General features: G+C 70.8%; 20 protein-coding genes and 1 other RNA gene. 14 read left to right on the top strand and 7 right to left on the bottom strand.

Going from position 1 to position 26204, the window contains the following annotated elements:
* The first annotated feature begins 2 nt into the window (after positions 1 to 2).
* Positions 3 to 1070, top strand: coding sequence for a bifunctional RNase H/acid phosphatase (locus AB0M73_RS34305; protein WP_363899798.1), 1068 nt, complete (start codon positions 3 to 5; stop codon positions 1068 to 1070).
* Positions 1071 to 1081: 11 nt separating this feature from the next.
* Here the strand turns inward: AB0M73_RS34305 and ssuE are convergent, their stop codons facing one another.
* The 3 genes from ssuE to AB0M73_RS34290 all read right to left on the bottom strand — a co-directional run bounded on the left by ssuE (position 1082) and on the right by AB0M73_RS34290 (position 2983).
* Positions 1082 to 1636, bottom strand: a complete 555-nt coding sequence (gene ssuE, locus AB0M73_RS34300) for an NADPH-dependent FMN reductase (protein ID WP_363899698.1) — start codon at positions 1634 to 1636, stop codon at positions 1082 to 1084.
* 63 nt (positions 1637 to 1699) lie between these two features.
* Positions 1700 to 2833, bottom strand: a complete 1134-nt coding sequence (gene sfnG, locus AB0M73_RS34295) for a dimethylsulfone monooxygenase SfnG (protein ID WP_363899695.1) — start codon at positions 2831 to 2833, stop codon at positions 1700 to 1702.
* A gap of 69 nt (positions 2834 to 2902) precedes the next feature.
* The gene (locus AB0M73_RS34290; RefSeq protein ID WP_363899795.1) at positions 2903 to 2983 is read right to left on the bottom strand and encodes a putative leader peptide; all 81 of its coding nucleotides are present in this window, start codon (positions 2981 to 2983) and stop codon (positions 2903 to 2905) included.
* Positions 2984 to 3078: 95 nt separating this feature from the next.
* On the opposite strand from AB0M73_RS34290, the gene rnpB reads away from it, so the two are divergent.
* An RNA gene (gene rnpB / locus AB0M73_RS34285) (RNase P RNA component class A) lies at positions 3079 to 3475 on the top strand.
* Positions 3476 to 3671: 196 nt separating this feature from the next.
* On the opposite strand, the gene AB0M73_RS34280 is transcribed toward rnpB, so the two are convergent.
* Entirely contained in the window at positions 3672 to 3986 is a 315-nt protein-coding gene (locus AB0M73_RS34280; RefSeq protein WP_363899692.1) for a hypothetical protein, read from the bottom strand.
* A gap of 434 nt (positions 3987 to 4420) precedes the next feature.
* Between AB0M73_RS34280 and AB0M73_RS34275 the strand changes: the two genes are divergently transcribed.
* The 9 genes from AB0M73_RS34275 (at position 4421) to npdG (ending at position 14507) form a co-directional block, all read left to right on the top strand.
* Entirely contained in the window at positions 4421 to 4690 is a 270-nt protein-coding gene (locus tag AB0M73_RS34275) for a hypothetical protein (RefSeq protein WP_043718970.1), read from the top strand.
* A 6-nt stretch (positions 4691 to 4696) separates the two neighbouring features.
* Positions 4697 to 5188, top strand: a complete 492-nt coding sequence (locus tag AB0M73_RS34270; RefSeq protein WP_363899688.1) for a hypothetical protein — start codon at positions 4697 to 4699, stop codon at positions 5186 to 5188.
* Between the two features lie 19 nt (positions 5189 to 5207).
* A complete protein-coding gene (locus tag AB0M73_RS34265) occupies positions 5208 to 8066 on the top strand; it encodes an ATP-binding protein (RefSeq protein WP_363899792.1) in 2859 nt (952 codons plus the stop codon).
* Positions 8063 to 9988: a hypothetical protein gene (locus AB0M73_RS34260; protein WP_363899685.1), complete on the top strand. Its 1926-nt coding sequence runs from the start codon at positions 8063 to 8065 to the stop codon at positions 9986 to 9988. Before AB0M73_RS34265 ends, AB0M73_RS34260 begins: the two co-directional genes overlap by 4 nt.
* Before the next feature lie 3 nt (positions 9989 to 9991).
* The gene (locus AB0M73_RS34255; protein WP_363899683.1) at positions 9992 to 10597 is read left to right on the top strand and encodes a hypothetical protein; all 606 of its coding nucleotides are present in this window, start codon (positions 9992 to 9994) and stop codon (positions 10595 to 10597) included.
* A 1-nt stretch (position 10598) separates the two neighbouring features.
* Entirely contained in the window at positions 10599 to 11618 is a 1020-nt protein-coding gene (locus AB0M73_RS34250; RefSeq protein ID WP_363899680.1) for a C40 family peptidase, read from the top strand.
* Between the two features lie 12 nt (positions 11619 to 11630).
* Positions 11631 to 12332 (top strand): hypothetical protein, encoded by a 702-nt coding sequence (locus AB0M73_RS34245; protein WP_363899677.1) that lies wholly within the window; start codon positions 11631 to 11633, stop codon positions 12330 to 12332.
* Between the two features lie 83 nt (positions 12333 to 12415).
* Positions 12416 to 13846, top strand: coding sequence for an RNB domain-containing ribonuclease (locus AB0M73_RS34240; RefSeq protein WP_363899674.1), 1431 nt, complete (start codon positions 12416 to 12418; stop codon positions 13844 to 13846).
* Positions 13839 to 14507, top strand: coding sequence for an NADPH-dependent F420 reductase (gene npdG, locus AB0M73_RS34235; RefSeq protein ID WP_043718961.1), 669 nt, complete (start codon positions 13839 to 13841; stop codon positions 14505 to 14507). The genes AB0M73_RS34240 and npdG overlap by 8 nt, the downstream gene beginning before the upstream one ends.
* Before the next feature lie 45 nt (positions 14508 to 14552).
* Here npdG and panB read toward each other — a convergent pair whose 3' ends face one another.
* Both panB and AB0M73_RS34225 read right to left on the bottom strand, forming a co-directional pair.
* Positions 14553 to 15407 (bottom strand): 3-methyl-2-oxobutanoate hydroxymethyltransferase, encoded by an 855-nt coding sequence (gene panB / locus AB0M73_RS34230; RefSeq protein ID WP_363899670.1) that lies wholly within the window; start codon positions 15405 to 15407, stop codon positions 14553 to 14555.
* Positions 15408 to 15557: 150 nt separating this feature from the next.
* Positions 15558 to 17288, bottom strand: coding sequence for an NAD+ synthase (locus AB0M73_RS34225; protein WP_363899667.1), 1731 nt, complete (start codon positions 17286 to 17288; stop codon positions 15558 to 15560).
* 203 nt (positions 17289 to 17491) lie between these two features.
* Here AB0M73_RS34225 and AB0M73_RS34220 point away from each other — a divergent pair, with 203 nt between their 5' ends.
* Positions 17492 to 19018 carry an alpha/beta hydrolase gene (locus AB0M73_RS34220; protein WP_363899789.1) on the top strand — a complete coding sequence of 509 codons (1527 nt, stop codon included), beginning with the start codon at positions 17492 to 17494 and terminating at the stop codon, positions 19016 to 19018.
* Here the strand turns inward: AB0M73_RS34220 and AB0M73_RS34215 are convergent.
* A complete protein-coding gene (locus AB0M73_RS34215) occupies positions 19015 to 20286 on the bottom strand; it encodes an MFS transporter (protein WP_363899664.1) in 1272 nt (423 codons plus the stop codon). The two genes, AB0M73_RS34220 and AB0M73_RS34215, sit on opposite strands and share 4 nt — an antisense overlap.
* 155 nt (positions 20287 to 20441) lie before the next feature.
* Here AB0M73_RS34215 and glnA point away from each other — a divergent pair, with 155 nt between their 5' ends.
* Entirely contained in the window at positions 20442 to 21785 is a 1344-nt protein-coding gene (glnA, locus tag AB0M73_RS34210) for a type I glutamate--ammonia ligase (protein ID WP_363899661.1), read from the top strand.
* A 204-nt stretch (positions 21786 to 21989) separates the two neighbouring features.
* On the top strand, positions 21990 to 25805 hold the full coding sequence (locus AB0M73_RS34205) for an FkbM family methyltransferase (protein WP_363899658.1): 3816 nt from the start codon (positions 21990 to 21992) through the stop codon (positions 25803 to 25805).
* The last annotated feature ends 399 nt before the right edge of the window (positions 25806 to 26204 follow it).

The following is a 26204-nucleotide window of genomic DNA, read 5'->3' as shown; positions in this document are numbered from 1 at the left end:
AGGTGATCGTCGAGGCCGACGGCGGGTCCCGGGGCAATCCCGGTCCCGCCGGCTACGGCGCCGTCGTGTTCGACGCCGACACCGGCGACGTGCTGGCCGAGCGCAGCGAGGGCCTGGGCGCCACCACCAACAACGTCGCCGAGTACCGGGGCCTGATCGCCGGGCTGACCGCGGCCGGCGAGCTCGGGGCCGACACCGTGGCCGTGCGGATGGACTCCAAGCTGGTCATCGAGCAGATGGCCGGCCGCTGGCAGGTCAAGCACCCGTCCATGCAGCCGCTCAACGCCCAGGCCAAGCAGCTCGTCGCCGGCTTCGCCGAGGTGACGTACGAGTGGATCCCGCGCGAGCGCAACAAGCACGCCGACCGGCTGGCCAACGAGGCGATGGACGAGCAGGCCGGCATTTCGAGGCCGGCCGCCAAGCCCACGGCGCCGGCGGCCTGGACCGGCGCGCAGGGCACGCCGACCCGGTTCCTGCTGCTCCGGCACGGCCAGACGCCGCTGACCGTCGAGCGCCGCTACTCCGGCCGCGGCGAGATCTCCCTCAGCGAGCTCGGCGAGCAGCAGGCCGCCGCCGCGGCCGAGCGGCTGGCCAAGGTCTCGGACATCGCGGCCGTCGTCGCCTCGCCGCTGACCAGGACCGTGCAGACCGGCCGGGCCGTCGCCGACGCGGTCGGCGTCGAGCTGACCACCCATGACGGCCTGATCGAGACCGACTTCGGCGCCTGGGAGGGCCTGACCTTCCGCGAGGCTGCCGAGCGCGATCCGGAGCTGCACGGCCGGTGGCTGGGCGACACCTCGGTCGCGCCGCCCGGCGGCGAGAGCTTCGACGCCGTGCACCGCCGGGTGCGCCGCGGCCGTGACGACCTGATCGCCAAGTACGGCGGCGGCACGATCGTCGTCGTCAGCCATGTGACGCCGATCAAGAGCCTGCTGCGGATGGCGCTGGACGCCGGCCCGTCCCTGCTCTACCGGCTGCACCTGGACACGGCCTCGCTGTCGATCGCCGAGTTCTACCCCGACGGCAACGCCTCGGTCCGGCTGTTCAACGACACCTCTCACCTGGGCTAGGGGTATCTGGGCTAGGAGGCGGCGGCCAGCCGTTCCCGGGTCGCGCTCAGCGCCTCGTCGAAGCCTGCGAGCGCGCCGTCGACGGCCGCCCGCGCGTCCGGGGCGATCGCGCCGCCGTCGTCGCCGGGCTGGATCAGCCGGTCGAGCACGAAGCAGCCCGGCACCAGCCGGTCCGCGCCCATGGCCGTGAGCATCGGCCGCAGCGCGTAGTCGATCGCCACGAGGTGGCCCTGCGTGCCGCCGGTGGCCAGCGGCAGCACCACCTTCCGGGCCAGCGCGTTGTCCGCCAGCAGGTCGAGGAACGCCTTGACCAGTCCGCTGTAGGCCGCGCGGTAGACCGGGCTGGCCACGATCACGCCATCGGCCCGGTGCACCTGGCTGACCGCTGCCCGGATCGCCGGGTGCTCGGTGTTGGACGTCAGCAGCGCCGAGGTCGGCAGCTCGCGCACGTGCAGCGTCTGCACCTCGTGCCCGTGCGAGGCCAGCCAATCGCCGGTGTGCGCGAGCAGCACCGCGGTTCGGGAGTCCGGCGACGGGCTGCCGGAGAGCAAGAGCACTGTCGACATGGCGACCTCCTGGGTCGCCTCGGTGCAGCGGCTGCCGCCACTGCACCGAGGCAGGGGAGTGGTTCAGCTCGCGGGCACCGGTTCGGGCGTCGCGGATGACTTGTCCAGGTCCGCCTCCAGCTCGCGGACGATCGGCAGCACCTTGCGGCCGAAGTACTCGACGTCTTCGAGGTAGTGCAGGAAGCCGAGCAGCAGCAGGTCGACGCCGCGGCGCCGGTACTCCACGATCCGCGTCGCCACCTGCTCGGGCGTGCCGATCAGCCGGGTGCGGAAGCCGTCGTTGTACTGGACCAGGTCGTCGAACGTCGAGTCCTGCCACATCCCGGTCTTGTCGCCGGTCGACTGCCCGGCCTGCTTGACCGCGGAGCCGAATCCCTCGACCGCCTCGACATCGGCCTTGGCCACGATTTCCCGCAGCACTTCCTTGGCCTCGGCCTCGGTGTCCCGCGCGATGAGGAAGCCGTTCAAGCCGAATCGAACGCGTCGATTGTGCTGCTCGGCGGTCGCGTTCACCTCGGCGATCTGCTCGGTGACGCCGTCGAAGTCCTTGCCGTTGCTGAAATACCAGTCCGACACCCGGCCGGCCATCGCGCGGGCCGCCGTGGAGTTGCCGCCCTGGAAGATCTCCGGATGCGGCCGGCCCTCGCTCGCCAGCGGTTTCGGCTTCAGATCGAAGTCGTGCAGACGGTAGAAGTCGCCGCGGAACTCGGCGTGCTCGGACGTCCAGATCTCCCGCAGCACGCGGATGAACTCCTCCGACCGCCGATAACGCTCATCGTGTTCCAGCCACGGCTCGCCCAGCTTGGTGAACTCGTCCTTGAACCAGCCGCTGACGACGTTCACCGCCGCCCGGCCGCCTGACAGGTGATCGGTCGTGGCCAGCATCTTCGCCAGCACACCCGGCTGCCACAGGCCCGGGTGCACCGCCGCGATGACCTTGAGCCGCTCGGTCGCCAGCAGCAGCGCCAGGCTGAAGCTCGTGGACTCGTGCTGGTAGGCCGCGCCGTAGCCGGCGATGTAGCGGACCTGGCTCAGCGCGTACTCGAAACCGTTGTTCTCGGCCAGCACCGCCAGTTTCCGGTTGTAGTCGTAGCCCCAGTCGGTGCGCTGCTCGATCCGGCTGACGACCAGTCCGCCGCTGACGTTCGGCACCCAGTAGGCGAATTTCACCGGCTCGTATCCGACGTGTTCGGACAAGGCTTCTCCAGAAATTTGTGTCGTACACAGAAGAAACCCGCTCGGGATCACGGGGAGAATGAGGACGATCTACCAGGTTCGACAGGCACTCGCCGCGACGCGGACCAAATCCACGTGACGACGGCGGGTGAGTCGGAAAACCGCGACCATGCAGCGAGTAGAGCACGGAGCCCAAATACGGTCAACGCGTCGACCAGCCCATTCCAGACCCTGGGACGGGCCCGTACTAGGCTGGGCGACGCGGACGAGTCGGCAGGGCGGCCGCGTCGGCGGGCCCCGGTCCGCCGCCGAGGAAAGTCCGGACTCCACAGGGCAGGGTGGTTGCTAACGGCAACCCGGGGCGACCCGCGGGACAGTGCCACAGAGAACAGACCGCCCGGACGCCGCGAGGCGGCCGGGTAAGGGTGAAACGGTGGTGTAAGAGACCACCAGCACCCCGGGTGACCGGGGTGGCTAGGTAAACCCCACCCGGAGCAAGGCCAAGAGGGCGCCGCACGCGGCGCCTGCGCAGGCGTTCGAGGGCTGCCCGCCCGATGCCTGCGGGTAGGCCGCTGGAGCCTGCCGGCAACGGCAGGCCAAGATGGATGGCCGCTGCCTGGCGCAAACCAGGTACAGGATCCGGCTTACAAGCCGACTCGTTCGCACCCATCCCCTGGTGAGGGGCTCGTGCTCCGACAGAGAGCGCGAGGCCCCGCCGGTGCTTCGCCCGGTTGCCGGATTTCGACCGCCGCCACCCCACGCGCCCACCCCACCCAAGCCGACGCGGCGGGCTAAATCCGGCAAGGGCGAGGCATCGGCTACCCGGGGGCCGAGCCGCGGCGCCGAAGGCGGCGCCATGTCACTGCCACTCTCGTGGCCTACCGGCCGGGAGGCGGAAGACTGGTTCGAACGGTTGGCCCGAGTTGAAGCGCTCCTCCAGCTCGGCCACGCGCTCGGCCACGGCCGGGTTGACGATGTCGGCCAGGCTGCGCACGCCGGCCTCCGGCGTGTGGGTGGCCAGGTGCGCGGCGGCGGCCCGGGCGCGGTCGAGGACCTCCTGGTCGAAGTTCACGGTGCGCTGGACCCGGCGGCCCGCGACCCGGCTCCGGCCGGTAGCCTGGTCGGCGTGCAGCGAGACGTCCTCGCCATGGTCTAGCTCGGGTTGCTGGGCCATGCGAACATCCCTGCTTGAGGAGGGGTGAGCCGTCCGTCACCGAAGTCCAGCAGCACACGGGCCCTGTCGCCAGGTCCGTCAGCCGAACAGGTCAGGTCTGTCACGGTGTTACCGTTGTCGACGCACACTGTGTGATGAGCTTTGTCGCAAGCGGGTGAACTGTTCCGGCAAGCGGGAGAATTCCGTGTCACGTGTTCTCCATCCGGCCCTCGCCACCGATGATGGGTGGAGCCAGATTAGACGTAATACGCGGCCGAGGGGAACGTTTTGGATCAACCCAGGGCGCTGACGACCCCTACACTGTGACAAGTCAAGCCGGGACAGCCAAGCAGGCCGGGACATCTACGCCGGGCACCACCACTCGTGCTGTACTCGCCAGCGCCGACCGGGGGCGCCCCCCGGCAGTTAACACTCCACGCACTCCGGAGTAGGACATGACCGCCACCAGCAGCCTCATCACCCTTGTGGCCGACACGCCCCTCAAGACCACCAACGTCCAGAACTGGATCACCGGCAATCTCGTGCCGCTGCTGTTGCTCGCAGTCGCGCTGCTGCTGCTCTGGCTGGGCGGCGGCAAGGGCGACAACGCTGGTGTCATGCGCCGCATCGGTGGCGTCATCGTGGCGCTGGCCATCATCGGTATCGCGATCACGGGAGCGGGCGTCGACATCGGCAAGTGGCTCGCCGGCCTGTTCACCGGGTGAGCGGGCGTGCGGATCCGCACTGACGACGAGGTCTACCGGGTCGACGCCGTCTGGCTCGGCCCGCCCAAGGCGACGTTCCCGTGGCGCGCCCGGTACGTCTCCTGGGGCATCGGCCTCGCCGTGTTCTTCCTCACCCTCACCGTCGAGCGGCGGATCGGGATCGGCTTCGGCTTCTTCAGCGTCGCGTGGGCGCTGGTGATCACCGTGGTCATCACCCGGCTGGTCGGCTCGCGGATCAGCCACGAGCGCCCCCTGGGCGCCGTGATCACCATGTGGGTGCGGGAGCTGACCGCGCCCAGACAGTCCACAACCGGCAGCGGCGGTGCGCTCACCGCCACCCGGATCAAGGTCAGCGACCAGCGGCCGCAGGCCAAGCCAGGTCGGCGGCAGCTGCCGCCGGCGGACAACTCACCCGGCCGGCACACACAGCAACCACGCCGGCAGGCAGCCAGTCGTACCAGGGAGGTTCGCGGTGTTCGGACGCCGGCGAGACCGTGACAACCGCTCGGTGCAGCACGTGGCGCAGCATGCCGCCGCCGAGCTACCGGTCGACAGGCGGGCGTACAGCACACGAGGACGGCGGCTCCCCGGCGAGCAGGCGATCCCCAGCTACACGCCGAGCATCGCGGTCCGCAGTATCGACGGCCACCTGGTGCGCACCGGGCAGGACGTCTACGCGTGGTACCGGCTCTCGCCGCAGCGCTGGTCGTTCCGGTCCGACTCGCAGCGCCAGGACCTGATCGCGGCCATCGCCGGCCAGTACGCCGAGCTGCAGGGCCGCTGGATGCACCTGCGGGTGACGACCCGGCCCTATCCGATCCGGATGTGGGCCGAGGCGCACGTGCACAACGCGCTCAACCGGCTGCCGGACGCGCCCGGTGGGCTGTCCTTCGACGACTACATGATCGGCGAGCAGCAGCAGCTGATGGGCCGCTCGATGGCGGAGAAGGAGGTCTACCTCGGCGTCCAGGTGCAGGTCCGCAACGTCGTGGACCGCGCCGTCGAGCGGGCCGCCCCGCTGCTGCGCCGCGTCTTCCCCGCGGCCGTGGACGCCGAGCTGGTCGCCCTGGACAGCGAGGTCGAGTACCTGGACCAGGTGATCGGCTCGGCCGGCCTGGAGGGCCGCCCGGTCAGCGCCGACGAGATGTCCTGGCTGATGCACCGCTCGTGCTCGCTCGGGCTCCCCGCGCCGCGCAACATGCCGGCCGTGCCGTCCGACACCTGGGAGCCGGAGGACCTGGCCAGCTTCACCGACGCGGCCGACTTCTACCAGGAGCCGTACTCGCCGACCGTCACCGTGCGTGGCCGCACCGGGTCCAACGCCGGTGTCGGGCGACACGTCTGCGTGCTCACCGTCGGCCCCATGCACGGCCTGCAGATCCCCGAGATCGACGACCCGTGGGTGCAGCGCGCGGACCGCCTGCCGGCGTCGGTGGAGTGGTCGGCCCGCATCTACGTGCGACGGCCCGAGGAGGTCGGCGGCGAGCTCCAGCGCCAGATGAACAAGGTGCGCTCGCAGGTCCGGCACTACACCGACGAGCACGACCTGGAGCCGCCGCAGTCGCTGGTCCGCCAGGCCGGCCGGGTGCTCGAGATCGACGACGAGATGACCTCGGGCTTCACCGCGCTGGGCACCCGGGTCCGCTCGTGGTGGCGGCTCGCCGTGTCCGGCTCCACCCAGCGTGACGCGCTGAGGCTGGCCCAGACCCTGCTGGAGCTGTACAAGCCGAAGGTCGCCATCGAGCACCCCGAGGCCCAGTACGCGATGGCCCGGGAGTTCATCCCCGGCGAGCCGCTGGCCTCGGCCGCCTATCTGCGGCGCGGCTCCGTGGTGTGGGCGGCCTCGGCCGTGCCGACCGCGACCGCCGAGGTCGGCGACCGGCGCGGCATCCTGCTCGGCGAGACCTGCACCGCGACCCGGCGCCCGGTGGCGTGGGACCCGTGGATGGCGCAGGAGGTCCGCGACGGGTCCGGCCTGACCGCGATGGTCGCCGGCCTCGGTGGCGGAAAGTCGTTCCTCGGCGGCGGCATCGTCTACAAGACGCTGCGCTCCGGCGCGTACTGGACGCTGCTCGACCCGTCCGGTCCGCTGGCCGCGCTGTGCGAGCTGCCCGAGCTGAAGCCGTACGCGCGTCCGATCAACCTGCTCAACGCCCAGCCCGGCATCCTCAACCCGTACCGGGTGGTCGCCGAGCCGCTGCTGGAGCACTTCCTCGACGAGGAGGACCCGGAGCGGGCCTGGCGGCGGGAGAAGGCGCTGGCCGCCGCCACCCGGCGTCGGCTGGTGCTGGACGTGCTGTCCGGCCTGCTGCCCTACGAGGTGGCCCGCCTGCCGCAGACCCGGATCGTGCTGCTGCGCGCCGTCCGCATGGTCGGCGGCCGTCCCGACGCGCATCCGGGCCTGGTGTTCGAGGCCCTGCGGCGGGACGCCAGCGAGCATCACGAGCACGCCGTCGTGGTGGCCGACTTCCTCGACGAGATGCGCGAGCGGATGTCGCTGCTCATCCCCGAGCACGGCCTCGACCCGTACTCCGAGACCCGCGACGACCGGCTCACCGTGCTCACCATGGCCGGGCTGACCCTGCCCAAGGACGGCGTCGGCCGCGAGCACTGGACCGACGGCGAGGCGCTCGGCGTCGAGATGCTCAACCTGGCGGCGTGGCTGACCCAGCGGTCGGTCTACGAGCGGCCCAAGGACATGCGCAAGGGCGTCTGGATCGACGAGGCGTTCTTCCTGTCCGAGGTGCCGACCGGCCGGGTGCTGATGAACCGGTTCGCCCGTGACTCCCGCAAGTGGAACGTCCGGGTCATGCTGTCCAGCCAGATCCCGGCCGACTTCCTCAAGATCCAGGGCTTCGTCGCCCTGCTCGACTCGGTCTTCGTCGGCCGCCTCGACGACGACGAGGCCCAGGCCGACGCGCTGCGCCTGCTCAAGGTGCCCGTGGGCGCCGGCTACGAGCAGGTCATCGCCAGCCTCGGCCGTCGTCCCGGCTCGCACCGCAACGGCACCGAACGCGACACCGCCCCCCGGCAGTTCGTGTTCGGCGACGGCGCGGGCGGCGTCGAGCGGATCCGGATCGACTTCTCCGGGCCCCACCTCGGCGCGCTGCGCACGGCCATGGACACCACGCCGGACGCCCAGCGCAACGAGCGCGCGAAGCCGCTGGCCGAGCTGCCGGCCGTGCCCTCGCCGGAGGGCCTGGAGAGCGGCATGCCGCCCGAGGACGGCATCGAGAACGGCTACGACGACTACGACGACGAGCTCGCCGCCGAGCTGGAGGTCGGCCTCATCGACGAGGCCGAGGTGCCGCAGGGCCGGCCGGATCGGGAGGCTCTGGTCAAGGTGCCGCCGCACCAAAGGGGCCAGCAGGAATGACGGCCCTGCTGCTGGTCGCCTTCGCCGCCACGCTGGCAGTTCTGGCGTGGCGGCTGCTCCGCCGTGGCCGTCGTGGCCGCGCGGTGGTGGTGGTCGGGGCGCTGCTGGCCATGCAGGCGCTCATCGGCTCGCCGGCGATGGCCGCGCCGACCGACTGCGCCCCCAACCCGGAACGACCCGACCTGGGCTTCGTCGGCGCGCTGGACCCGTCCAAGCAGCTGGCGTTGCACGGCGATCCCGGCTCGGTGTACTTCGACTACCGCTATGCCGGCCTCACCTGGCACGTCTACAACCCGAACTGCGGCTCGATCACCGCGGTGACGGGCTCGAACTCCGAGATCGACACGTGGTTCGGCAATCAGCTGTTCAACGTGGCCAAGGTGATGGTCGGCGCGACCAACGGCCTGCACTACGTCATCACCGGCAATCTGCTGACCGGCCCGCTGGACGACATCGTGGCCAACGGCACGAAGGCCCTCTACAACGGGGTGTTCGCGCCCTTGTTCGCGCTGGCCGCGCTGGGGCTGGCGATTCTGCTCTTCCGGCAGATATGGAAGGGCGACCTGGCGGCCATCGGCAAGCGGACCACCTGGGCGCTGGCCGGCCTGTGGCTGGCGTCCGCGGCCTATCTGACGCCGCTGGTGTACACCGAGGTGCTGGACAAGGTGCTGATCTTCGGCACCTCGGAGATCCAGGCCGGTTTCCTCAGCGAGGTCGGCCTGGGCAGCAGCGCCAACTCGCTGCCGACGATGCTGCACACCAACGTGGTCTACCGGAACTGGCTGCGCGGCGAGTTCGGGGATCCGGACGCCCCGCAGGCCACCCAGTTCGGCCGGGACCTGGTCGGCGCGCAGGCGTTCAGCATCGCCGAGGTGAACGCCGGCAAGGACGCCGACGCGAACAACTCGAACGCCAAGAAGCAGCAGTTCGTGGATATCCGCGGCAAGCTCGGGAATGTCACCGGCTATTTCGACGGCACCGACGGCAGCCGGATCGGCGACGGTTTCCTCGCGCTGTTCCAGGCGCTGGCCTTCTCCCTTTTCCAGCTGCTGGCCAAGGCGGCCATTCTGCTCGCGCAGGTGCTGCTGAGAATGGTGGTGCTGGCCGGTCCGCTCATCGGCCTGGCCTCCATCGTCTTCCCCGACCTGCTGCGCAAGATCGGCCGGGCCGCCGGGGCCGCGCTGCTGAACGTGGTGGTCATCTCCGCGCTGGCCGGCCTGGACACGCTGGTGCTGGTGTGGATCTTCGACCCGGCCCACGGTCTGCCGCTGCTGGCCCAGATCCTGCTGGCCGGCCTGGTCACCTTCGCCTTCTTCATGATCGGCAAACCCGGTCGCCGGATGATGCAGATGGTGCAGCTGTCCGTCGGCACCATGGGGTCCAACCTGGCCGGCGCGGGCGGCGGCCTGTGGGCCCGCATGCGTGGCCGCCGGACGGACACCTCGGCCCAGGACGCCTTCTGGGAGAACGTCCGTGACGGCGAGCACCTGCCGCCGGAGATCGCCGCCGCCCAGCGTGGTGGCCGCCGGTACCGGCCCGAGGCGTCGAACCCGGTGCTCGCCACGGCGCAGCGCCTCGATGTCAACGGCACACAGCTCGCGGCCGGCAGCACCCGGGCCCTGTCGTCGGGCGGCGGCGGGGCGGCGGCGCTGCCGTCGGGCGGCGGCGGGATCGTCGGCCCGATGGCGTCGCGGACCGTCGACACGCCGCCGGTCGTCGACCGGAGCTGGGAACGGCGCGGCGAGGACGCCGTGATCGTGCCGTCGCAGGTGGTCAGCGGTCAGCGGCCGCAGGCCGAGCCGCGGCGGGCCGAGGTGGAAGTCATCGCCGGGCGGCCGGTGCACATGATCTACCGCCCGTCGCGCGGGCTCGAGGTCGCGGAGCCGGACGGGCCGCAGTACGGCCGGGGCGAGAGGGGGTAACCGATGCCGATCCGCACCAACCGTGGCCGGTCCGCGGTGTATCGCAAGCTGTGGGGCTGGCCGCTGCGCTCGCCGCGGCACCTGATCACGTTCGTGATCATCGTTGTCGCGCTGGGCATCGTGGTGGCGTCGGTCATTCCGAAGGCCCCGTCGAGCGGCTCGGCGCAGCCGGCCGGCGACACGACCACCGACAGCGCGGGCGCCACCGGCTCGTCGTCGGGCCAGTCGCCGACCACGACCACCACGACGGCCCAGACCCGGCTGACCTCGCCGCTGCTGAACCCGACGCCCGCGCCGCCGTCCCCGCAGGCCCTGGACGTGGCGCTGAAGTGGGTGAAGGCGTGGGTCAACCACCCCGCCGGCATCACCGCCCAGCAGTGGCTGGACCAGCTCAAGCCGTACACGACCGACGAGTTCCTGCCCCAGATGGGCTCGGTGGACCCGGCCAACGTGCCGGCCACCAAGGTCACCGGCGCGGCCGTCTCCGTCGACTCGACCACCAGCTCGGTCGTGGCCGACGTGTCGACCGACGGCGGCACCATCCAGGTCACGGTGATCACCACCCCGAGCCAGGGGTGGCGGGTCTCCAAGTACGACAAGGCCGGCTGACATGAAGGTCTGGATCATCGTCGGGGTCGCGGTCGGCCTGGTGGCCGGGCTGTTCCTGGTCACGTTGACGGTGACCTCCGTGGTCACCAACGAACAGCAGGCGCTGAGCCTGTTCCGCATGGCCACCTGCAACGCCGCGATCGGGCCGTGGGCCGACGCCGTCGGCGACGCGGCGGCCGGCGAGGGGCAGGCCGGCCGGCTGAGCGCGGACCAGCGGGGCATCGCCGCCCAGATCATCTCGATCGGCAAGCAGCGCCAGCTGCCGCCGCTGGCCTGGCAGGCCGCCATCCAGGCCGGCATGCAGGAGTCCAGCCTGACCAACGTCACCCACGGCGACGTGGCCGGCCCCGACTCCCGCGGCATCTTCCAGATGCGGTTCACCATGGGCTGGGGCACCGAGGCCCAGCTGCTGGATCCCAGCTACGCCATCAACAAGTTCTACGACGTGCTGACCAAGATCCCCAACTGGCAGCAGATGCGCCCCGGCGACGCCGCGCAGTCCGTCGAGCGCTCGGCCTTCCCCGACGCCTACGACAAGTGGGAGGCGATGGCCGCCGATCTGATCAAGACCGTCGGCGACGTGGCCGACCCGACCGGCTGCGGCCAGCAGGCCAATCTGGCCAGCCTGGTGCTGCCGGCCAACCAGGCCGCGGCCAAGGCCATCGCCTACGCCCAGCAGCAGCTGGGCAAGCCCTACATCTGGGGCGGCAACGGGCCGGTCGGCTACGACTGCTCCGGTCTCATGCAGCAGGCCTATCTCTCGGCCGGGATCCAGCTGCCCCGGGTGGCCGCCGACCAATACCACGCCGGCTCGATGCTGCCGGTCGACCAGGCCCAGCCCGGCGACCTGGTGTTCCTGGCCACCGACAAGAGCAATCCGGCCACCATCCACCACGTGGCCATGTACCTCGGCGACCACAAGATCATCGAGGCGCAGGACTTCGGCATCCCGATCCACATCCGGCCGTTCAGCTTCACCGAGGCCGAGGTCGTCCCCCAGGCCGTACGGCCCGGCGTGTAGCAGGAGGCGTCCATGAAATTCACGCCCGAGCCCATTCCGCGGCCGGCCGGTCGACCCGCGTCGAGCACACCGTTGCGCGACTACCTGAACTCCACCAACCAGGGCGTCGACGCCGGCTACGCGGTGCTGCCCCGGTCGCTGGCCGAGTCCATGCCGCTGCCGTGGCAGCAGCAGTTCGCGACCCTGCTGTCGCAGTTCCACCAGGCCTACGGCCACCTCCAGTGGCCGGTCTACCGGGTCGTGCCGTCGCGTTACGAGCGGCTGGTCGACCTGGACGAGGAGCAGCTGGCCGAGGCCGGCTACCTGATGGAGATCGACTCCGACGGCGAGATCGTCTACCGCGGCCGCAACGGCGCCCCGATCGACAATCCGGAGCAGACGACCGCGCTGGTCTCGGTGCTCGACCCGATCCCGCACAACCGCCACGGCCGCGTCGAGCCCGCCGGCATGTCGCCGCACTCGGCGCCCGTCGGCCTCCCGGCCCAGCCCGGTCCGGCGCAGAACGGTCCGGTCCAACACGGCCCGACCCAGAACGGCCCGGCGCAGCACGGCCCGGCGCAGCACGGCCAGACCCAGCCTGGACCGCCGCCCACCCCGCCCGGTGGCTTCCCGGTCCAGCCCGGTCCGGCGCAGCCCGGTCCGGCCACCCCACCCGGCGGCCATACCCGGCCGGAGTATCACTACCCGTCCGCGCCGGAACGAAAGAACTGGTGATCTTGGTGACATCCGGCCGGCGACGCGACGTTGTGGACCTCTGAGAACGACATTCCCGGAGCCGGTTGTCTAAGGTTTCCGGTGTGGTGTCCAGGACGGTCACAACCAGTGGCGGGCGGGACTTCGCTCCGATCCGGAGCGAGTTCGGGCTGCGTGAGGATTTCCCGGCGGCCGCACTGGTGGAGGCCGAGCAGGCGCTGGACGAGGTCCGCGGCGGCCCCCGCCTCGATGCCCGAGCACTGCCGCTGGTCACGATCGACCCGCCGGGTTCCAAGGACCTTGACCAGGCCGTCCTGATCGAACGCCGGCAGCGCGGCTACCGCGTCCACTACGCCATCGCCGACCTGGGCGGTTTCGTGCCGCCGGGCGGCGCGCTCGACCAGGAAGTGAAGCGCCGGGGCCAGACGCTGTACCTGCCCGACGGCACGGTTCCGCTGCACCCGCCGGTGTTGTCCGAGGGCGCCGCGAGTCTGCTGCCCGACCAGGTCCGCCCGTCGGTGTTGTGGACGATCGACCTCGATCCGGACGGCAATCCCGAGGGCGTGGTCGTCCGGCGCGCGCTCGTGCGCTCCGTCTCCCGGCTCGACTACGAGTCCGTGCAGGCCAGCCTGGCCGCGGGGACTCCGCACCCGTCGGTCGCCCTGCTGCCCGAGGTCGGCCGGCTGCGCCGGGCCATGGCAGCCGAGCGGGGGGCCGTCGAGCTTCAGCTGCCCGAGCAGCAGATCAGTCCGTCCGGCGACGGCGAGTGGACGCTGCGGGTGCGGCTGCGGGCCGACGTCGAGGCCTGGAACGCCGAGATCTCCCTGCTCACGGGCATGTGCGCGGCCAAGATCATGATTGACGCCCAGGTGGGCGTGCTCCGGACGCTGCCGTCGGCCGACGTCGACGCCGTGTCCGGGCTGCATCGCGCGGCGACGGCATCCCGGGTGGAGTGGCCGGAGGGCGAGAGCCCGGCCCGGCTGCTGGCCGGCCTCGACCCGAACCGACCCGAGTCGCTGGCGATGTATGTCGCCGCCACGCGCCTGCTTCGCGGCGCCGGCTACACCGCCTTCGACGGCTCCGAGCCCACGGTGACTTCCCACGCCGGTGTCGGAGCCCCCTATGCCCACGTCACGGCCCCGCTGCGGCGGCTGGTCGACCGGTTCGCGACGGAATGCTGCCTCGCCGTCGTGGCCGGCGCCGATGTCCCGGCGTGGGTCCGCGCCGCGCTGCCGGAGCTGCCGCACCTGATGTCCGCCTCGGACACGATCGCCGCCAAGGTCGAACGGGCCTGCCTCGACCAGGTCGAGGCCTGGGTGCTGGCCGACCGTGTGGGCGATGTCTTCGACGCCGTGGTGCTGCGGTCCGAGGCCGCCGCCGGCGAGGTTTTCGTGACCGAACCGCCGGTGATGGCCAAGTGCACCGGGGCGGAGCTACCCGAGGGCGAGCGGATCAGGGTTCGGCTCGTCGAGGCGGACACCACACGACGCAAGGTGTCCTTCGAGAGGTTTTTCGGAGAGGAAGATCGTGACTGAAATCGGTGACCTGACAGTGGGTGTGCTCGGTGGCACCGGTCCCCAGGGCAAGGGTCTTGCGTTCCGGTGGGCCAAGGCCGGCCTGAAGGTCGTCATCGGCTCCCGCAGCGCCGACCGGGCCGAGGCCACGGCCGGCGAGCTGCGTGAGCTCGCCGGTGTCGGCCACGTCGCCGGCGCCGACAACCTCGAGTGCGCGCGGCAGGCCGACATCGTGCTGGTCGCCGTCCCGTGGGAGGGCCACGGCGACCTGCTGGCGTCCCTACGTGAGGCGCTGGCCGGCAAGATCGTGATCGACTGCGTGAACCCGCTCGGCTTCGACAAGCAGGGCCCGTTCGCCCTGAAGATCGACGAGGGCAGCGCCGCCCAGCAGGCCGAGGCCCTGCTGCCGGACTCCCGCGTCACGGCGGCGTTCCACCACGTCTCGGCCGTGCACCTCGGCGACCCCGAGGTCGAGAAGGTCGACACCGACGTGCTGGTGCTGGGCGACGACCGCGAGGCCACGGACCTGGTCCGCGCGCTGGCCGACACCGTTCCCGGCATGCGTGGCGTGTACGGCGGCCGGTTGCGCAACGCCGGTCAGATCGAGGCGCTGACCGCCAACCTCATCGCCATCAACCGCCGGTACAAGGCGCACGCCGGTCTGCGCGTCACCGACATCTAACCGCGCAAAGGTGGGCCTTAACGACGTTAAGGCCCACCGGCTGCCTCAGTGGAAAGAGTGTTCCGGACCGGGGAACGCCCGGTTCCGCACTTCCGAGGCGAAATCGCTGGCCGCAGTGCCCAGCACCGACGCCATGTCGGCGTACTGCTTCACGAATCGGGGCATCTTGCCGCGGCGCATGCCGGCCATGTCGGTCCAGACCAGGACCTGGGCGTCGCAGTCGGGGCCCGCGCCGATCCCCACGGTGGGAATCCGCAGCTCGTGGGTCACCCGCTTGGCGACCTCGGCCGTCACCATCTCCAACACCACCGCGAATGCCCCCGCCTGCTCCAACGCCACCGCGTCGGCGAGGACGTCGTCGCCCTTCTCGTCACGGCCCTGCACGCGGTAGCCGCCGAGCTGGTGCTCGCTCTGCGGGGTGAAGCCGATGTGGCCCATCACCGGAATCCCGGCCGCCACGATCGCCTCGACGTGCGGCGCGAATCGACGGCCGCCCTCCAGCTTGACGGCGTGGGCCCGCCCCTCCTTCATGAACCGGACCGCCGTGGTCACGGCCTGCTCCACCGATACCTGGTAGGAGCCGAACGGCAGGTCGGCGACCACGAGGGCGTGCTTCACCGCCCGCGTCACGCCCCGGGTGAGGAACAGCATCTCGTCCACGGTCACCGGCAGCGAGGTGTCGTAGCCGTAGACGTTGTTGGCCGCGGAGTCGCCGACCAGCAGCACCGGGATGCCCGCCTCGTCGAAGAGCCCGGCCGTGTACATGTCGTAGGCAGTGAGCATGGGCCACGGCTCGCCGCGGTCCTTCAGCTCCTGCAGGTGGTGGATGCGGACCTTGCGCGCCGGCTTGGCGCTGGAGGCCCCGTTGCCGTAGGGCGCCGTGACTTCGGCAGACGTCATTGTCCCGACCGTCCTTCCCTCAAGGCCCGTCACTGGCGGGTCCCTGGGTCATGTGGATGGTGTTACGGGACAAGGGTGACACCGCCGACCCCGGTCCGGCCCGCTCCTGCGAGCAGCTTCACACACCCGGGCCGACCAGCAAGATCACCCTCAGACCAGTGCCGTGGCGTGCTCACGCCAGGAGTTGGTGATCGGCAGCCGCCGGTCCCGCCCGAAGGCCTTCAGGCTGATCTTGGTGCCCGGCGGGTACTGCCGCCGCTTGTACTCGGCCCGGTCGACCATCGTCAGCACCCGCTCGATCAGCGCCGGGTCGAAGCCGCCGGCCAGCAGGTCGGAGTAGCCGTGGTCGCCCTCCACGTACTGGTCGAGCACCCGGTCCAGCAGCTCGTAGTCGGGCAGCGAGTCGGCGTCGACCTGGCCCGGCCGCAGCTCGGCCGACGGCGGCTTGGTGATGGAGTTCTCCGGGATCGGCGGCACCTCGCCCCGCCGCTCGGCCTCGGCGTTGCGCCACCACGCCAGCTCCCACACCAGCGTCTTCGGCACGTCCTTGATCGGCGCGAAGCCGCCGACCGCGTCGCCGTAGATGGTGGAGTAGCCGACGGCCAGCTCGGTCTTGTTGCCGGTGGCCAGCACCAGGTGCCCGTGGGCGTTGGACAGCGCCATCAACGTCATGCCACGGCAGCGGGCCTGGATGTTCTCCTCGGCCAGACCCGTGAGATCGAGCTGGTCGACGAAGGCCCGCACCATGTTCTCGATCGGCTGCGTGTCGTAGTGCAGCCCGGTCATCTCCGCCGTCAGGGCCGCGTCCGACTTCGAGTGGTCCGACGAGTACGAGGACGGCATCGAAATGCCGTACACGGCATCGGCCCCCAGGGCGTCGACGGCCAGCGAGGCGACGACGGCCGAGTCGATGCCGCCGGAAAGCCCCAGCACCACCGAGCGGAAACCGTTCTTGTGGACGTAGTCCCGCAGGCCGGTGACCAGCGCGCCCCACACCTCGGCGCAGTCGGGCAGCGGCGCCGCGAGCGGGGGAGCCGGAAGTGGCTCGTACGCCGGCATTTCCACCGCGTCCAGCGTCAGGCGGCTCACCTCGAAGCCGTCGACCGGCTCGACCGAGGTGCTGGTGCCGGCCGCCAGGTCCAGGTCGAGAACGAGGAGCTCCTCCACGAACTGCGGCACCCGGGCCAGCAGCTCGCCCTTGGCGTCGATGACCAGCGAATCGCCGTCGAACACCAGCTCGTCCTGGCCGCCGACCATGTTCACGTAGGCGATCGGCGCCCCGGCCTCGGCCGCCCGCCGCGCGACCAGCTCGGCCCGGTGGTCGTCCTTGTTCCGCTCGTACGGCGAGCCGTTGACGCAGACGACGAGGTCGACGCCGGCCTGCCCCAGCGCGGCGATCGGGCCGCCGTCCTGCCAGATGTCCTCGCAGATCACCACGCCGATGTCCACGCCGTGCCACCGCAGGATGGGCAGCTTGCTGCCGGGCACGAAGTAGCGGTACTCGTCGAACACGCCGTAGTTGGGCAGGTGGTGCTTGGCGTACCGGGCGACGACCTTGCCCTGGTGGATCAGCGCCGCCGCGTTGCGCACCCCGGCCTCGTCGCGGTCCAGGTAGCCGACGACGGCCAGCAGATCGCCGCAACCCGCGTCGGCCAGCCGCCCGGCCAGCTCGTCGACCGCGGTCCGGGACGCGCGGGCGAAGGACTGCCGCAGCGCCAGGTCCTCGACGGGGTAGCCGGTGAGCACCATCTCCGGGAACGCCACCAGGTGGGCGCCGGACTCGGCGGCCTTGCGGCTCCACTCGACGACCAGGTCGGCGTTGCCGGCCAGGTCGCCTACCTGGGGGTTGACCTGAGCGAGAGCGATGCGCAGTTGCGGCATGACCTCATCCTCCCTCACACCCCCGAGAGCCCGACGGAATCTGTGGCGCAAGGATCACCCACGGCTCGCGCCGGTTGTGGACCTTTCCCTCATTCGGAGTCACCAGATGGCACGATCGACGGGTGCGCCCTCGTCGTTCTCACCCCGTGCCGTTGGTAGCGCTACTCGCCGTGACGGCGCTGGCGGCCGGCGCTTGCACATCCGTGTCGGGCGGTCAGGCCGTCGCGGGCGTCACCTTCGAGAAGCCCGGCCCGGCCGGCCCGGTCCCCGCCGGCCTCGAACGCTTCTACGGCCAGCAGCTGGGCTGGGGCGCGTGCGACGACTACGCCAGCTCGGAGACCGACCGGAAGACGTTCGCCGCCAGCCCCGAGCTCAGGTGTGCCCGGCTGACCGTCCCGCTGGACTACGCCAAGCCCGACGGCAAGACGATCACCCTGGGACTGCTGCGCCGCAAGGCCTCCGATGCCGGCCAGCGCATCGGCACGCTGTTCGTCAACCCGGGCGGCCCCGGCGCCTCGGGCATCGACGCCGCCGCGTCGCTGGCCTCCGCGGTGGGCGGCAACGAACTCGGCCGCCGGTTCGACCTCGTGGGCTTCGACCCGCGGGGCATCGGGGCCAGCGAGCCGTCGGTGCACTGCCTGACCGACGCGGAACGCGACAAGCAGCGGGCCGACGACATCGAGGACACATCGCCCGCCGGCACCGCCAAGCAGGTCGCGCAGCTGCATGACTACACGGCGAAATGCGCCCAGCGCAGCGGCGCCGACCTGCTGGCCAACATCGGCACCCGTGACGTGGCCAAGGACCTCGACGTGATGCGGTCGGCCCTGGGCGACAAGCAGCTGACCTATCTCGGCTACTCGTACGGCACCTTTCTCGGCACCACCTACGCCGAGGCCTTCCCGGCCAATGTGCGGGCCCTGGTGCTGGACGGCGCCGTCGATCCCACGCAGAGCCCGACCGACGCCGAAGTCGCCCAGTCGGCCGGCTTCCAGAAGGCGTTCGACCAGTTCACGGCCTGGTGCGTGCAACGCCAGGACTGCGCGCTGGGCCGGGACGCCGGCAAGGCCGTGCAGGCCTATCACGACCTGGTGATCCCGCTGATCAAGAACCCGGTGGACACCGGCGACGGCCGCAAGCTGGCCTACGGCGACGCCACCATCGCCACGATCCAGGCGCTCTACACCCAGCAGCTGTGGGAGACGTTGAACAGCGGCCTGGTGCAGCTGAAGCGGGGCCTCGGGCTGACGCTGATGACCATGGCCGACCTGTACGACGGCCGGGACACCGACGGCAAGTACTCCAACGAGCAGGACGCGTTCACCGCCATCCAGTGCGTGGACAACCCCCAGTCCAAGGACCAGGCCGCGCAGCTCGACGCCGAACGCCGGGCCACCGCCGCCGCCCCCTTCCTGGACAACGGCGAGCCGCTGCCCACGACCTCGTCCGGCGACGCCTGTTCGTACTGGCCCGTGCCCAACACGAGCGAGCCTCACCTGCCCAAGGCCGCGGGCCTGCCGCCGACGCTCGTGATCTCCACGACCAACGACCCGGCCACGCCCTACCAGGCCGGCGTCAACCTGGCCAAGGCCCTCGGCGGGTTCCTGCTGACCTACCAGAGCACCCAGCACACCGCTTTCCTCCAGGGCAGCGACTGCGTCGACCAGGTGGGCGTGGACTATCTCGTGAGCCTGAAGCTGCCGGCCGCCGACCCGAGGTGTTCGTCCTAAGTGGTCGGCGCCGCCCCGACGGTCGTGCCGAACCGGATTCCCTTGGCCTCCTTGCCGAAGAAGGTCAGCACCGCCAGTATCGCGAGCACCGGCATCACGGTGATGGTCAGCGCGAACGGGTAGCCGTGGCTGGACGCGATCGACTCCTGGATCGGCAGGTTGAACGCGGCCAGGCAGTTGCCCAGCTGGTAGGTCACCCCCGGATAGAAGCCGCGAATGGCGTCGGGGGACATCTCCGTGAGGTGCGCGGGGATGACGCCCCACGCGCCCTGGACCGCGACCTGCATGAGGAAAGACCCGACGCACAGCCACGCCGCCGTCGTGGAGAAGGCGAACAGCGGCACGATCGGCAGACCGATCACCGCGCAGAACACGATCGTGTAGCGACGGCCGTAGCGTTCGGACAGCGTGCCGAAGACGGTGCCGCCGATCATGGCCCCGATGTTGTAGATGATCGCGATCCAGCCGGCCGTCGTGGCCGACAGGCCGGCCCCGCCGTGCTCGGTCGCCTTGAGGAAGGTCGGGTACACGTCCTGCGTGCCGTGGCTCATCCAGTTGAAGGCGGTCATGAGCACCACGAGGTACGCGAACCGGCGCAGCACCGGCCTGGTGAAGATGACCTTGCGTAGCGAAGTGTTGTGGGCCTTGAGCTTCTGCTGCGTGGTCTCCCAGACCTCGGACTCCTTGACCCGGGCCCGGATCAGCAGGCTGATCAGCGCCGGGATGACGCTGAGCGCGAACAGCCACCGCCACGACAGCCCGGCCCAGCCGTGCAGCACCAGGTAGGCCAGCGAAGCCAGCAGGTAGCCCATCGAGTAGCCCTGCTGAAGCACGCCGGAGAAGAAGCCGCGCCGCTCGGCCGGCAGTTTCTCCATGGCCAGCGCCGCGCCCAGGCCCCACTCGCCGCCCATGCCGATGCCGTAGAGCAGGCGCAGGATGAGCAGCACGGTGTAGTTGGGCGCGAAGGCGCAGAGGAAGCCCACGATCGAGTAGAAGATGACGTCGGTCATCAGCGGGACGCGGCGGCCGACCCGGTCGGCCCACAGCCCGAACAGGAACGCGCCGACCGGCCGCATGAGCAGCGTGACGGTGGTCAGGAAGGCCATCTGCGTGAGCGAGACGCCGAACTCCTTGCCGATGTCGGCGTAGACCAACACGACCAGGAAGTAGTCGAAGGCGTCCATCGACCAGCCGAGCAGGGCCGCGGTGAACGAGTTGCGCTGGTCGGGCGTGAGGCGCTGCCGGGGTTCGGTGGCGCTGCTGGTCATGCCTGCCCCTCCCTGATCCACTGGCCTGATCCGCTGGCCGATCGGTGACTGACGGCGTCGCTACGTCGTACTCGCTGTGCCCGACGGGGGCAAGCTCACTCGAAGTGGCGGGCCCCCGAAACATGCCGTTAACGAAGGCTGCCTACGCTGCGCTCATGGACCGCCAGCAGGAGTTCGTGCTGCGCACGTTGGAGGAACGCGACATCCGGTTTGTCCGGTTGTGGTTCACCGACGTGCTCGGATATCTCAAGTCGGTGGCGGTCGCGCCCGCCGAGCTCGAGGGCGCCTTTTCCGAGGGCATCGGCTTCGACGGCTCGGCCATCGAGGGCTTCGCCCGCGTCTACGAGTCCGACATGGTGGCCAAGCCCGACCCCTCCACCTTCCAGGTGCTGCCCTGGGAGGCCGCGGACGGCGGCCACTACTCGGCCCGCATGTTCTGCGACATCGCCATGCCCGACGGCTCGCCGTCCTGGGCCGACCCGCGCCACGTGCTGCGGCGGACGCTGTCACGGGCCAGCGAGGCCGGCTTCACCTGCTACGTGCACCCCGAGATCGAGTTCTTCCTGCTGCGCGAGCTCAACAACGACGGCAGCGAGCCGGTGCCGGCCGACAACGGCGGCTTCTTCGACCAGGCCAGCCACGACACCGCGCCGCACTTCCGCCGGCACGCCATCGAGGCGCTGGAGGCGATGGGCATCTCGGTGGAGTTCAGCCACCACGAGGGCGCGCCCGGCCAGCAGGAGATCGACCTGCGCTACGCCGACGCGCTCACCATGGCCGACAACGTCATGACCTTCCGGTACGTGGTGAAGGAGGTGGCGATCACGCAGGGCGTGCGCGCCTCGTTCATGCCCAAGCCGTTCACCAACCAGCCCGGTTCCGGCATGCACACCCACGTCAGCCTGTTCGAGGGCGACGGCAACGCGTTCTACGACGCCGAGGACCCGTACGAGCTGTCCGAGACCGGCAAGGCCTTCGTGGCCGGCCTGCTGCGGCACGCCCGCGAGATCACCGGCGTGACCAACCAGTTCGTCAACTCCTACAAGCGACTCATCGTCGGCGGCGAGGCCCCGACCGCGGTCTGCTGGGGGCACGCCAACCGGTCGGCGCTGGTCCGGGTGCCGATGTACTCCCCGGGCAAGGCCTCGTCCCGCCGGGTGGAGGTGCGCAGCCTCGACTCGGCCTGCAACCCGTACCTGGCCTACGCCGTGATCATCGCGGCCGGGCTCAAGGGCGTGCAGGAGGGCTACGAGCTGCCGCCGGCGGCCGAGGACGACGTCTGGTCGCTGACCGAGTCCGAGCGGCGCGCCGCCGGCTACGCGAGCCTGCCGCAGAACCTCGGCGAGGCGCTGCGCGAGATGGAGCACTCGGAGCTGCTGGCCGAGACCCTCGGCGAGCACGTCTACGAGTTCTTCCTGCGCAACAAGCGGGCCGAGTGGGACGCCTACCGCAGCCGGGTCACGCCGTTCGAGCTGAGCACGTTCCTGCCCATCCTCTGAGCAGGTCTCACGACGGCGGCGTGTCGTTCATCGCCCGCCACCGGCCGATGGCAGCATGTTGATCTACGCCGACGCGTTCGGGCAGGCCAGCGCGGCACGGGCCGCGCACGGCGCCGACCGGCGCTGGCGGCCGCGTGAATCCCCGCGGCGACCAACGCCTCGGCATTACTTCGACCCGACGCGGGATCGGGCTAGGTTGTGCCCGTGACTGACGTCCCTGCCGCAGGCCCACACGCCGACGAGCCCGCCGAGCCGACCACCCCCGTGGTCCGGGTCGGCTTCGGTCCCGCCGGGTCGAGCGGGCCGGATGTGCCGCCGTCGATCGCACTGCCCGAGCAGCAGGCGCTGAGCGCCTGCACGGTGGCGACGAAGGCGCAGCTGCCCGCGGTCCGCACCCTGGGCGCCGCTTTCCTGACCGTGCACGGCAACGGCCGTTTCGTCGCGCTCATCGTCGACGCGGACCCGGCCACCACCAACCAGGGTGTGCTGGCGCCGGCCGACATCGGCATCGGCGACCGCGAGCTGGCCGAGCTGGCCACCGCCTGCACCGCCGAGCAGCTCTGCGCGGTCCTGCGCCCGCGGTTGCTGGAGCGGCTGCTGGCCGACCGCGGCCCGGTCCTCTACCTCGACCCGTCGGTGCACGTCATCGGCTCGATCGCCGACCAGGTCCTGCCGGCGCTGGCCCGCAAGCCCCTGGTCCTCGTGCCGAGGGTGCTCCGCCCGCTGTCCGACGACGGCATGCGCCCCACCCCGGAGGAACTGGCCGCCGCCGGCGTCTACGACGCGGGTTTCGTGGCGGTGGCCCCGGGGGCGGAGGCGTTCCTGCACTCCTGGTTCGAGACCGTCCGCCAGGCGCCGGAGACTGCCGCGACCTTCCTGGACAGCGCGCCCGCGCTCGTCGACCACGAAGTGCTCCGCGACCCGGGCATCGGCCTGTCCGTGTGGAGCGCCGGGCAGCGCCAGCTCACCAAGGACGACGTCGGCGAGCTCCAGATCGACGGGCGCCCGCTGCGCACCGTGCAGTTCAGCGGTTTCGACCCGCAACGCCCGTGGCTGCTGTCGGTGGACGTCACGGCCCGGCCGCGGGTGTTGCTGTCCGAACACCCGCTGCTGGCCGAGCTCTGCACCAGCTACCGCAACGAATTGGTCCGCCACGGCCTCGGCCAGGAGCGCGCCGAGTACGGCTTCGGGCAGCTCGCCGACGGCACCGCCCTGCCCGCCGGCCTTCGCACGGAATACCGCCGAGCACTGCTCACGGCCGACCGCGCCGGCGAGCTTCCGCCGGCCCCGGCCTTCGGCACGGCCCAGACGGAGTTCATCGACTGGGCGGCGGAAGCCGTCGACGGCCTGCCCAGCTCCACCCGCTGGGCCCTCGCGGTCTGGCAGGACGACCCGGCGCTCCGCGGCCAGTTCCCCGAACCGTTCGGAGCCGACAGCCAGGCCTTCCGCGAATGGTGCGCCGGGCCCGGCGTGGCCACCGGCCGGGTGCACCTCGACGCCGTGCCGAAGCGGCCCGGCGGCGAGACCACGTTGCTCGAACAGCTCGGCGTCTCCGTGCTGGGCAGCGGCTGGATCGCCGACCTCATCGCCGCGTCGGCCCGCGCCTCGGGTCTGCCAGCGGCGACCGAACCCGGCTACCCGGTCGTCCTGCTCTGCGACGACGAAGTCGCCACTGCCACCGAGCGCTACGTCGTCGCCGTGCGCACCGGGCCCGGGCCGATCGGCGGTCCCATCGAGCCGAACGAGGTCTGGGTCACCTCCGAGACGACCCGCATCGCCCTGGAGCAGACGATCACCGTCCCCGTGCGGACGATTACCCTGCCCGTGCTCGACCGCCCGGCCCGTGAGGAAGCCGCGCGGGCCGCGTCGAGGTCGGCGCACAACATCGGCGACGAAGTGGTCTTCGCCACGGTTGTGGATCACGCCGTCGAACGTGTCGGCAACGCTCTCGGCGCGGTGTCGGCCTTCCTGGCCGCGTTCCCGGACCGGCAGGACGTGCTGCTGGTGCTCGCCGTCTCCGGCTCGGCCGAGCACCCGGAGTCGGCGGAACGGCTCCGGCTGGCGACCGCGACGGATCCTCGGATTCGGCTCGTCGAGGACCCGATCAGCCTGCCGTTCCTGCTGGACGCCGCCGACTGGGCGCTGTCGCTGCACCGCGGCGGCGGCTCGGACCTGCTCGCCTGGGGCCTCACCGAGGCGGCCGCCCGCGGCGTGCCGGTGATCGCCAGCGCGCACGGCGTCGTCACGGAGCTGTTCGACAACGACACCGCCGTGCTGGTGCCGTGCCATCACGGCGGCACCGAGCCGGACATCGAGGTGGCGTCGAAGCTGCTGCGCGAAGTCGCCGACGACCCCGAGGTCGCGGACCGGCTGTCGCGGACCGGCCGCTGGCACCTGCTGCGCGCCTACTCCCTGCCGAAGGTCGCCGACCAGCTGAAGGAACGCGTCGAGCACGCGTACCGCACCTGGCGCGCCCGGCGCTCGGCGTCCCGTAGCGGCAACGACAGCGATCCGTTGGGCCCGCTGCACTCGGCCAAGCACGCGCTGCTCCGCCAGCCGGACGTCGATGTCGCCAGCCGGATGCCCATGGCGCCGGCGCTGCGAAAAGGCGTGCTCCGTGTCCTGAACCACTACGACAACCACCTCCGCGACGTCCTCGGCACGGTGCTCGACGGCATGGAGCGCACCGCCGCCGAGCTGCTGCACCGGCAGGACGAGATCCGCGACATCGGCGGTCTCGTGGAGCTGGAGAGCCTCCGCGCCGACTTCGAGCGGCTCATCGACCGCCACTCCCAACTCGGCGACCAGCTCGTCAACACCGACGACGGCGTGGTGCGGGTCAGCGCCGACCTCGCCGGTCAGGGCCGTCGGCTGCGGGAGGTGGAGGACGCGCTGGTGGCCGAGGCCGGCAAGCGCACGAAGCAGCTGGACACGCTCGCCGACCGCCTCGACCGGCTCACGTTGATGCTGGACAAGACGCTGGACCGCATCGACGCGCTGGAGTCGAAGGTCGCGGAGAACCTGCGGGAACGCGACGGCCGGCTCGAATCCGGGCTCCGGTCCGCGGACCAGGCGCTGCACACCTCCGATGCGCTGCGGCGGGTCGTCGTGCGCGAGCACGAACGGCACAGCGGCACGGTCGAAGGGGTGTCGAGCTCCCTGGTGCTGTGCGACGTGGGGCTGCTGCGGCTGCCGTCGGAGGACGCGCTCATGCTGCCGTTGCTGTCGAGCAACGGGGTGTGGGAGCCGCAGCTCTCGGGACTGATCGACTCGCTGGTCGAGCCGGACGGCATCTTCGTCGACGTCGGCGCCCACGTCGGATATCACACGATCAGGGTGTTGAGCATGCTCGGCGCCAGCGGCGCGGTCGTCGCCGTCGAACCGTGCGACCCGGTGCGCCGCCTGTTGCGGCACAACGTCAGCGTGAACCTGTCGCCGCAGATCGCGGAGCGGTTGGTGGTGGTGGAAGGCGCGGCCTGGGACCAGGCCACCGACCTGCTCGCCGAGCCCACCTTGACCGGTGGGGTGGCGGTCCGGCCGAACCCCGGGCCGCCCGTGCACGCCGCCGCGGCGCCGGCGCAGAACCAGGTGCCGGCGGGTTCCCTCCAGTTCGCGGGGGCGCCGGTTCTCGAGCCGATGGACGAGAACAGCCCCGTCGACCTGGGCGGATCGGTTCGCGGCGTGCGCCTGGACAAGGAGCTGGAGAGCATCCCGGGCCTGGCCGGCATGCGGTTGTCGGTGGTGAAGGTGGACGCGCCGGGCCGTGAGCACCGTGCCCTCGGCGGTCTCGTTCGGTTGTTGCGCAGGGATCGCCCGCACGTGTTGTGCGCGTTCTCCCCGTCGGCGATCACCGAGCTCGGCGACGACCCGCTGACCGCGCTCCGCGAGTTCCGCACCTGGGGCTACGACCTCGTGCCGGTCGACCACCAGCGCGTGGTCAGCCCCGAGGAGGTTTTGGAGGCCACGGGCGACTCGCGAAGCTCCACGTTGTGGCTCCGGCCGCGGGGCAAAGGGGTCTGACCCCGACTGTTAACCGCGCTGACCAGGCGATTTGACTTCGGTGATCGACCTGAGTAACTTTCTCCAAGTCAGAGCAACACGGACTCGCCCCGGACCGCAAGGGCCGGCGAGGACGAAGCGAAGACACCAAGATCCTCAAGTCGCGAAACAAGCTCCCGTGTGAACGTGGTAGAGTGTGCGACTGCCGGGCCTGGACCCCAGAAAGTTCGACTCTCAGAGCCGATTTGACCGGGAAAGCCCAGACCGGATAAGCTTTGAAACATCAAAGCCCCGGATCAACTCGCAAGAAATTGCGATGCGAGATGGTGTGCGTGTGTTCTTTGAGAACTCAACAGCGTACTGTAATAGCCAGTACTTGAATGAATAAACCCCTTAGTGGGTTCCTTTGAGATGGTTAAA

Source organism: Kutzneria sp. NPDC051319 (assembly GCF_040682195.1).
GTDB lineage: Bacteria > Actinomycetota > Actinomycetes > Mycobacteriales > Pseudonocardiaceae > Kutzneria.
This window is presented reverse-complemented; position numbering and strand designations above follow the sequence as displayed.

Coding starts and splice junctions, on each gene's coding strand:
- AB0M73_RS34290 (WP_363899795.1), bottom strand. CDS start 2,983: ATGGTCGCGGTTTTCCGACTCACCCGCCGTCGTCACGTGGATTTGGTC.
- glnA (WP_363899661.1), top strand. CDS start 20,442: ATGGACCGCCAGCAGGAGTTCGTGCTGCGCACGTTGGAGGAACGCGAC.
- AB0M73_RS34255 (WP_363899683.1), top strand. CDS start 9,992: ATGCCGATCCGCACCAACCGTGGCCGGTCCGCGGTGTATCGCAAGCTG.
- AB0M73_RS34250 (WP_363899680.1), top strand. CDS start 10,599: ATGAAGGTCTGGATCATCGTCGGGGTCGCGGTCGGCCTGGTGGCCGGG.
- panB (WP_363899670.1), bottom strand. CDS start 15,407: ATGACGTCTGCCGAAGTCACGGCGCCCTACGGCAACGGGGCCTCCAGC.
- ssuE (WP_363899698.1), bottom strand. CDS start 1,636: ATGTCGACAGTGCTCTTGCTCTCCGGCAGCCCGTCGCCGGACTCCCGA.
- AB0M73_RS34225 (WP_363899667.1), bottom strand. CDS start 17,288: ATGCCGCAACTGCGCATCGCTCTCGCTCAGGTCAACCCCCAGGTAGGC.
- AB0M73_RS34245 (WP_363899677.1), top strand. CDS start 11,631: ATGAAATTCACGCCCGAGCCCATTCCGCGGCCGGCCGGTCGACCCGCG.
- AB0M73_RS34215 (WP_363899664.1), bottom strand. CDS start 20,286: ATGACCAGCAGCGCCACCGAACCCCGGCAGCGCCTCACGCCCGACCAG.
- AB0M73_RS34280 (WP_363899692.1), bottom strand. CDS start 3,986: ATGGCCCAGCAACCCGAGCTAGACCATGGCGAGGACGTCTCGCTGCAC.
- AB0M73_RS34260 (WP_363899685.1), top strand. CDS start 8,063: ATGACGGCCCTGCTGCTGGTCGCCTTCGCCGCCACGCTGGCAGTTCTG.
- AB0M73_RS34275 (WP_043718970.1), top strand. CDS start 4,421: ATGACCGCCACCAGCAGCCTCATCACCCTTGTGGCCGACACGCCCCTC.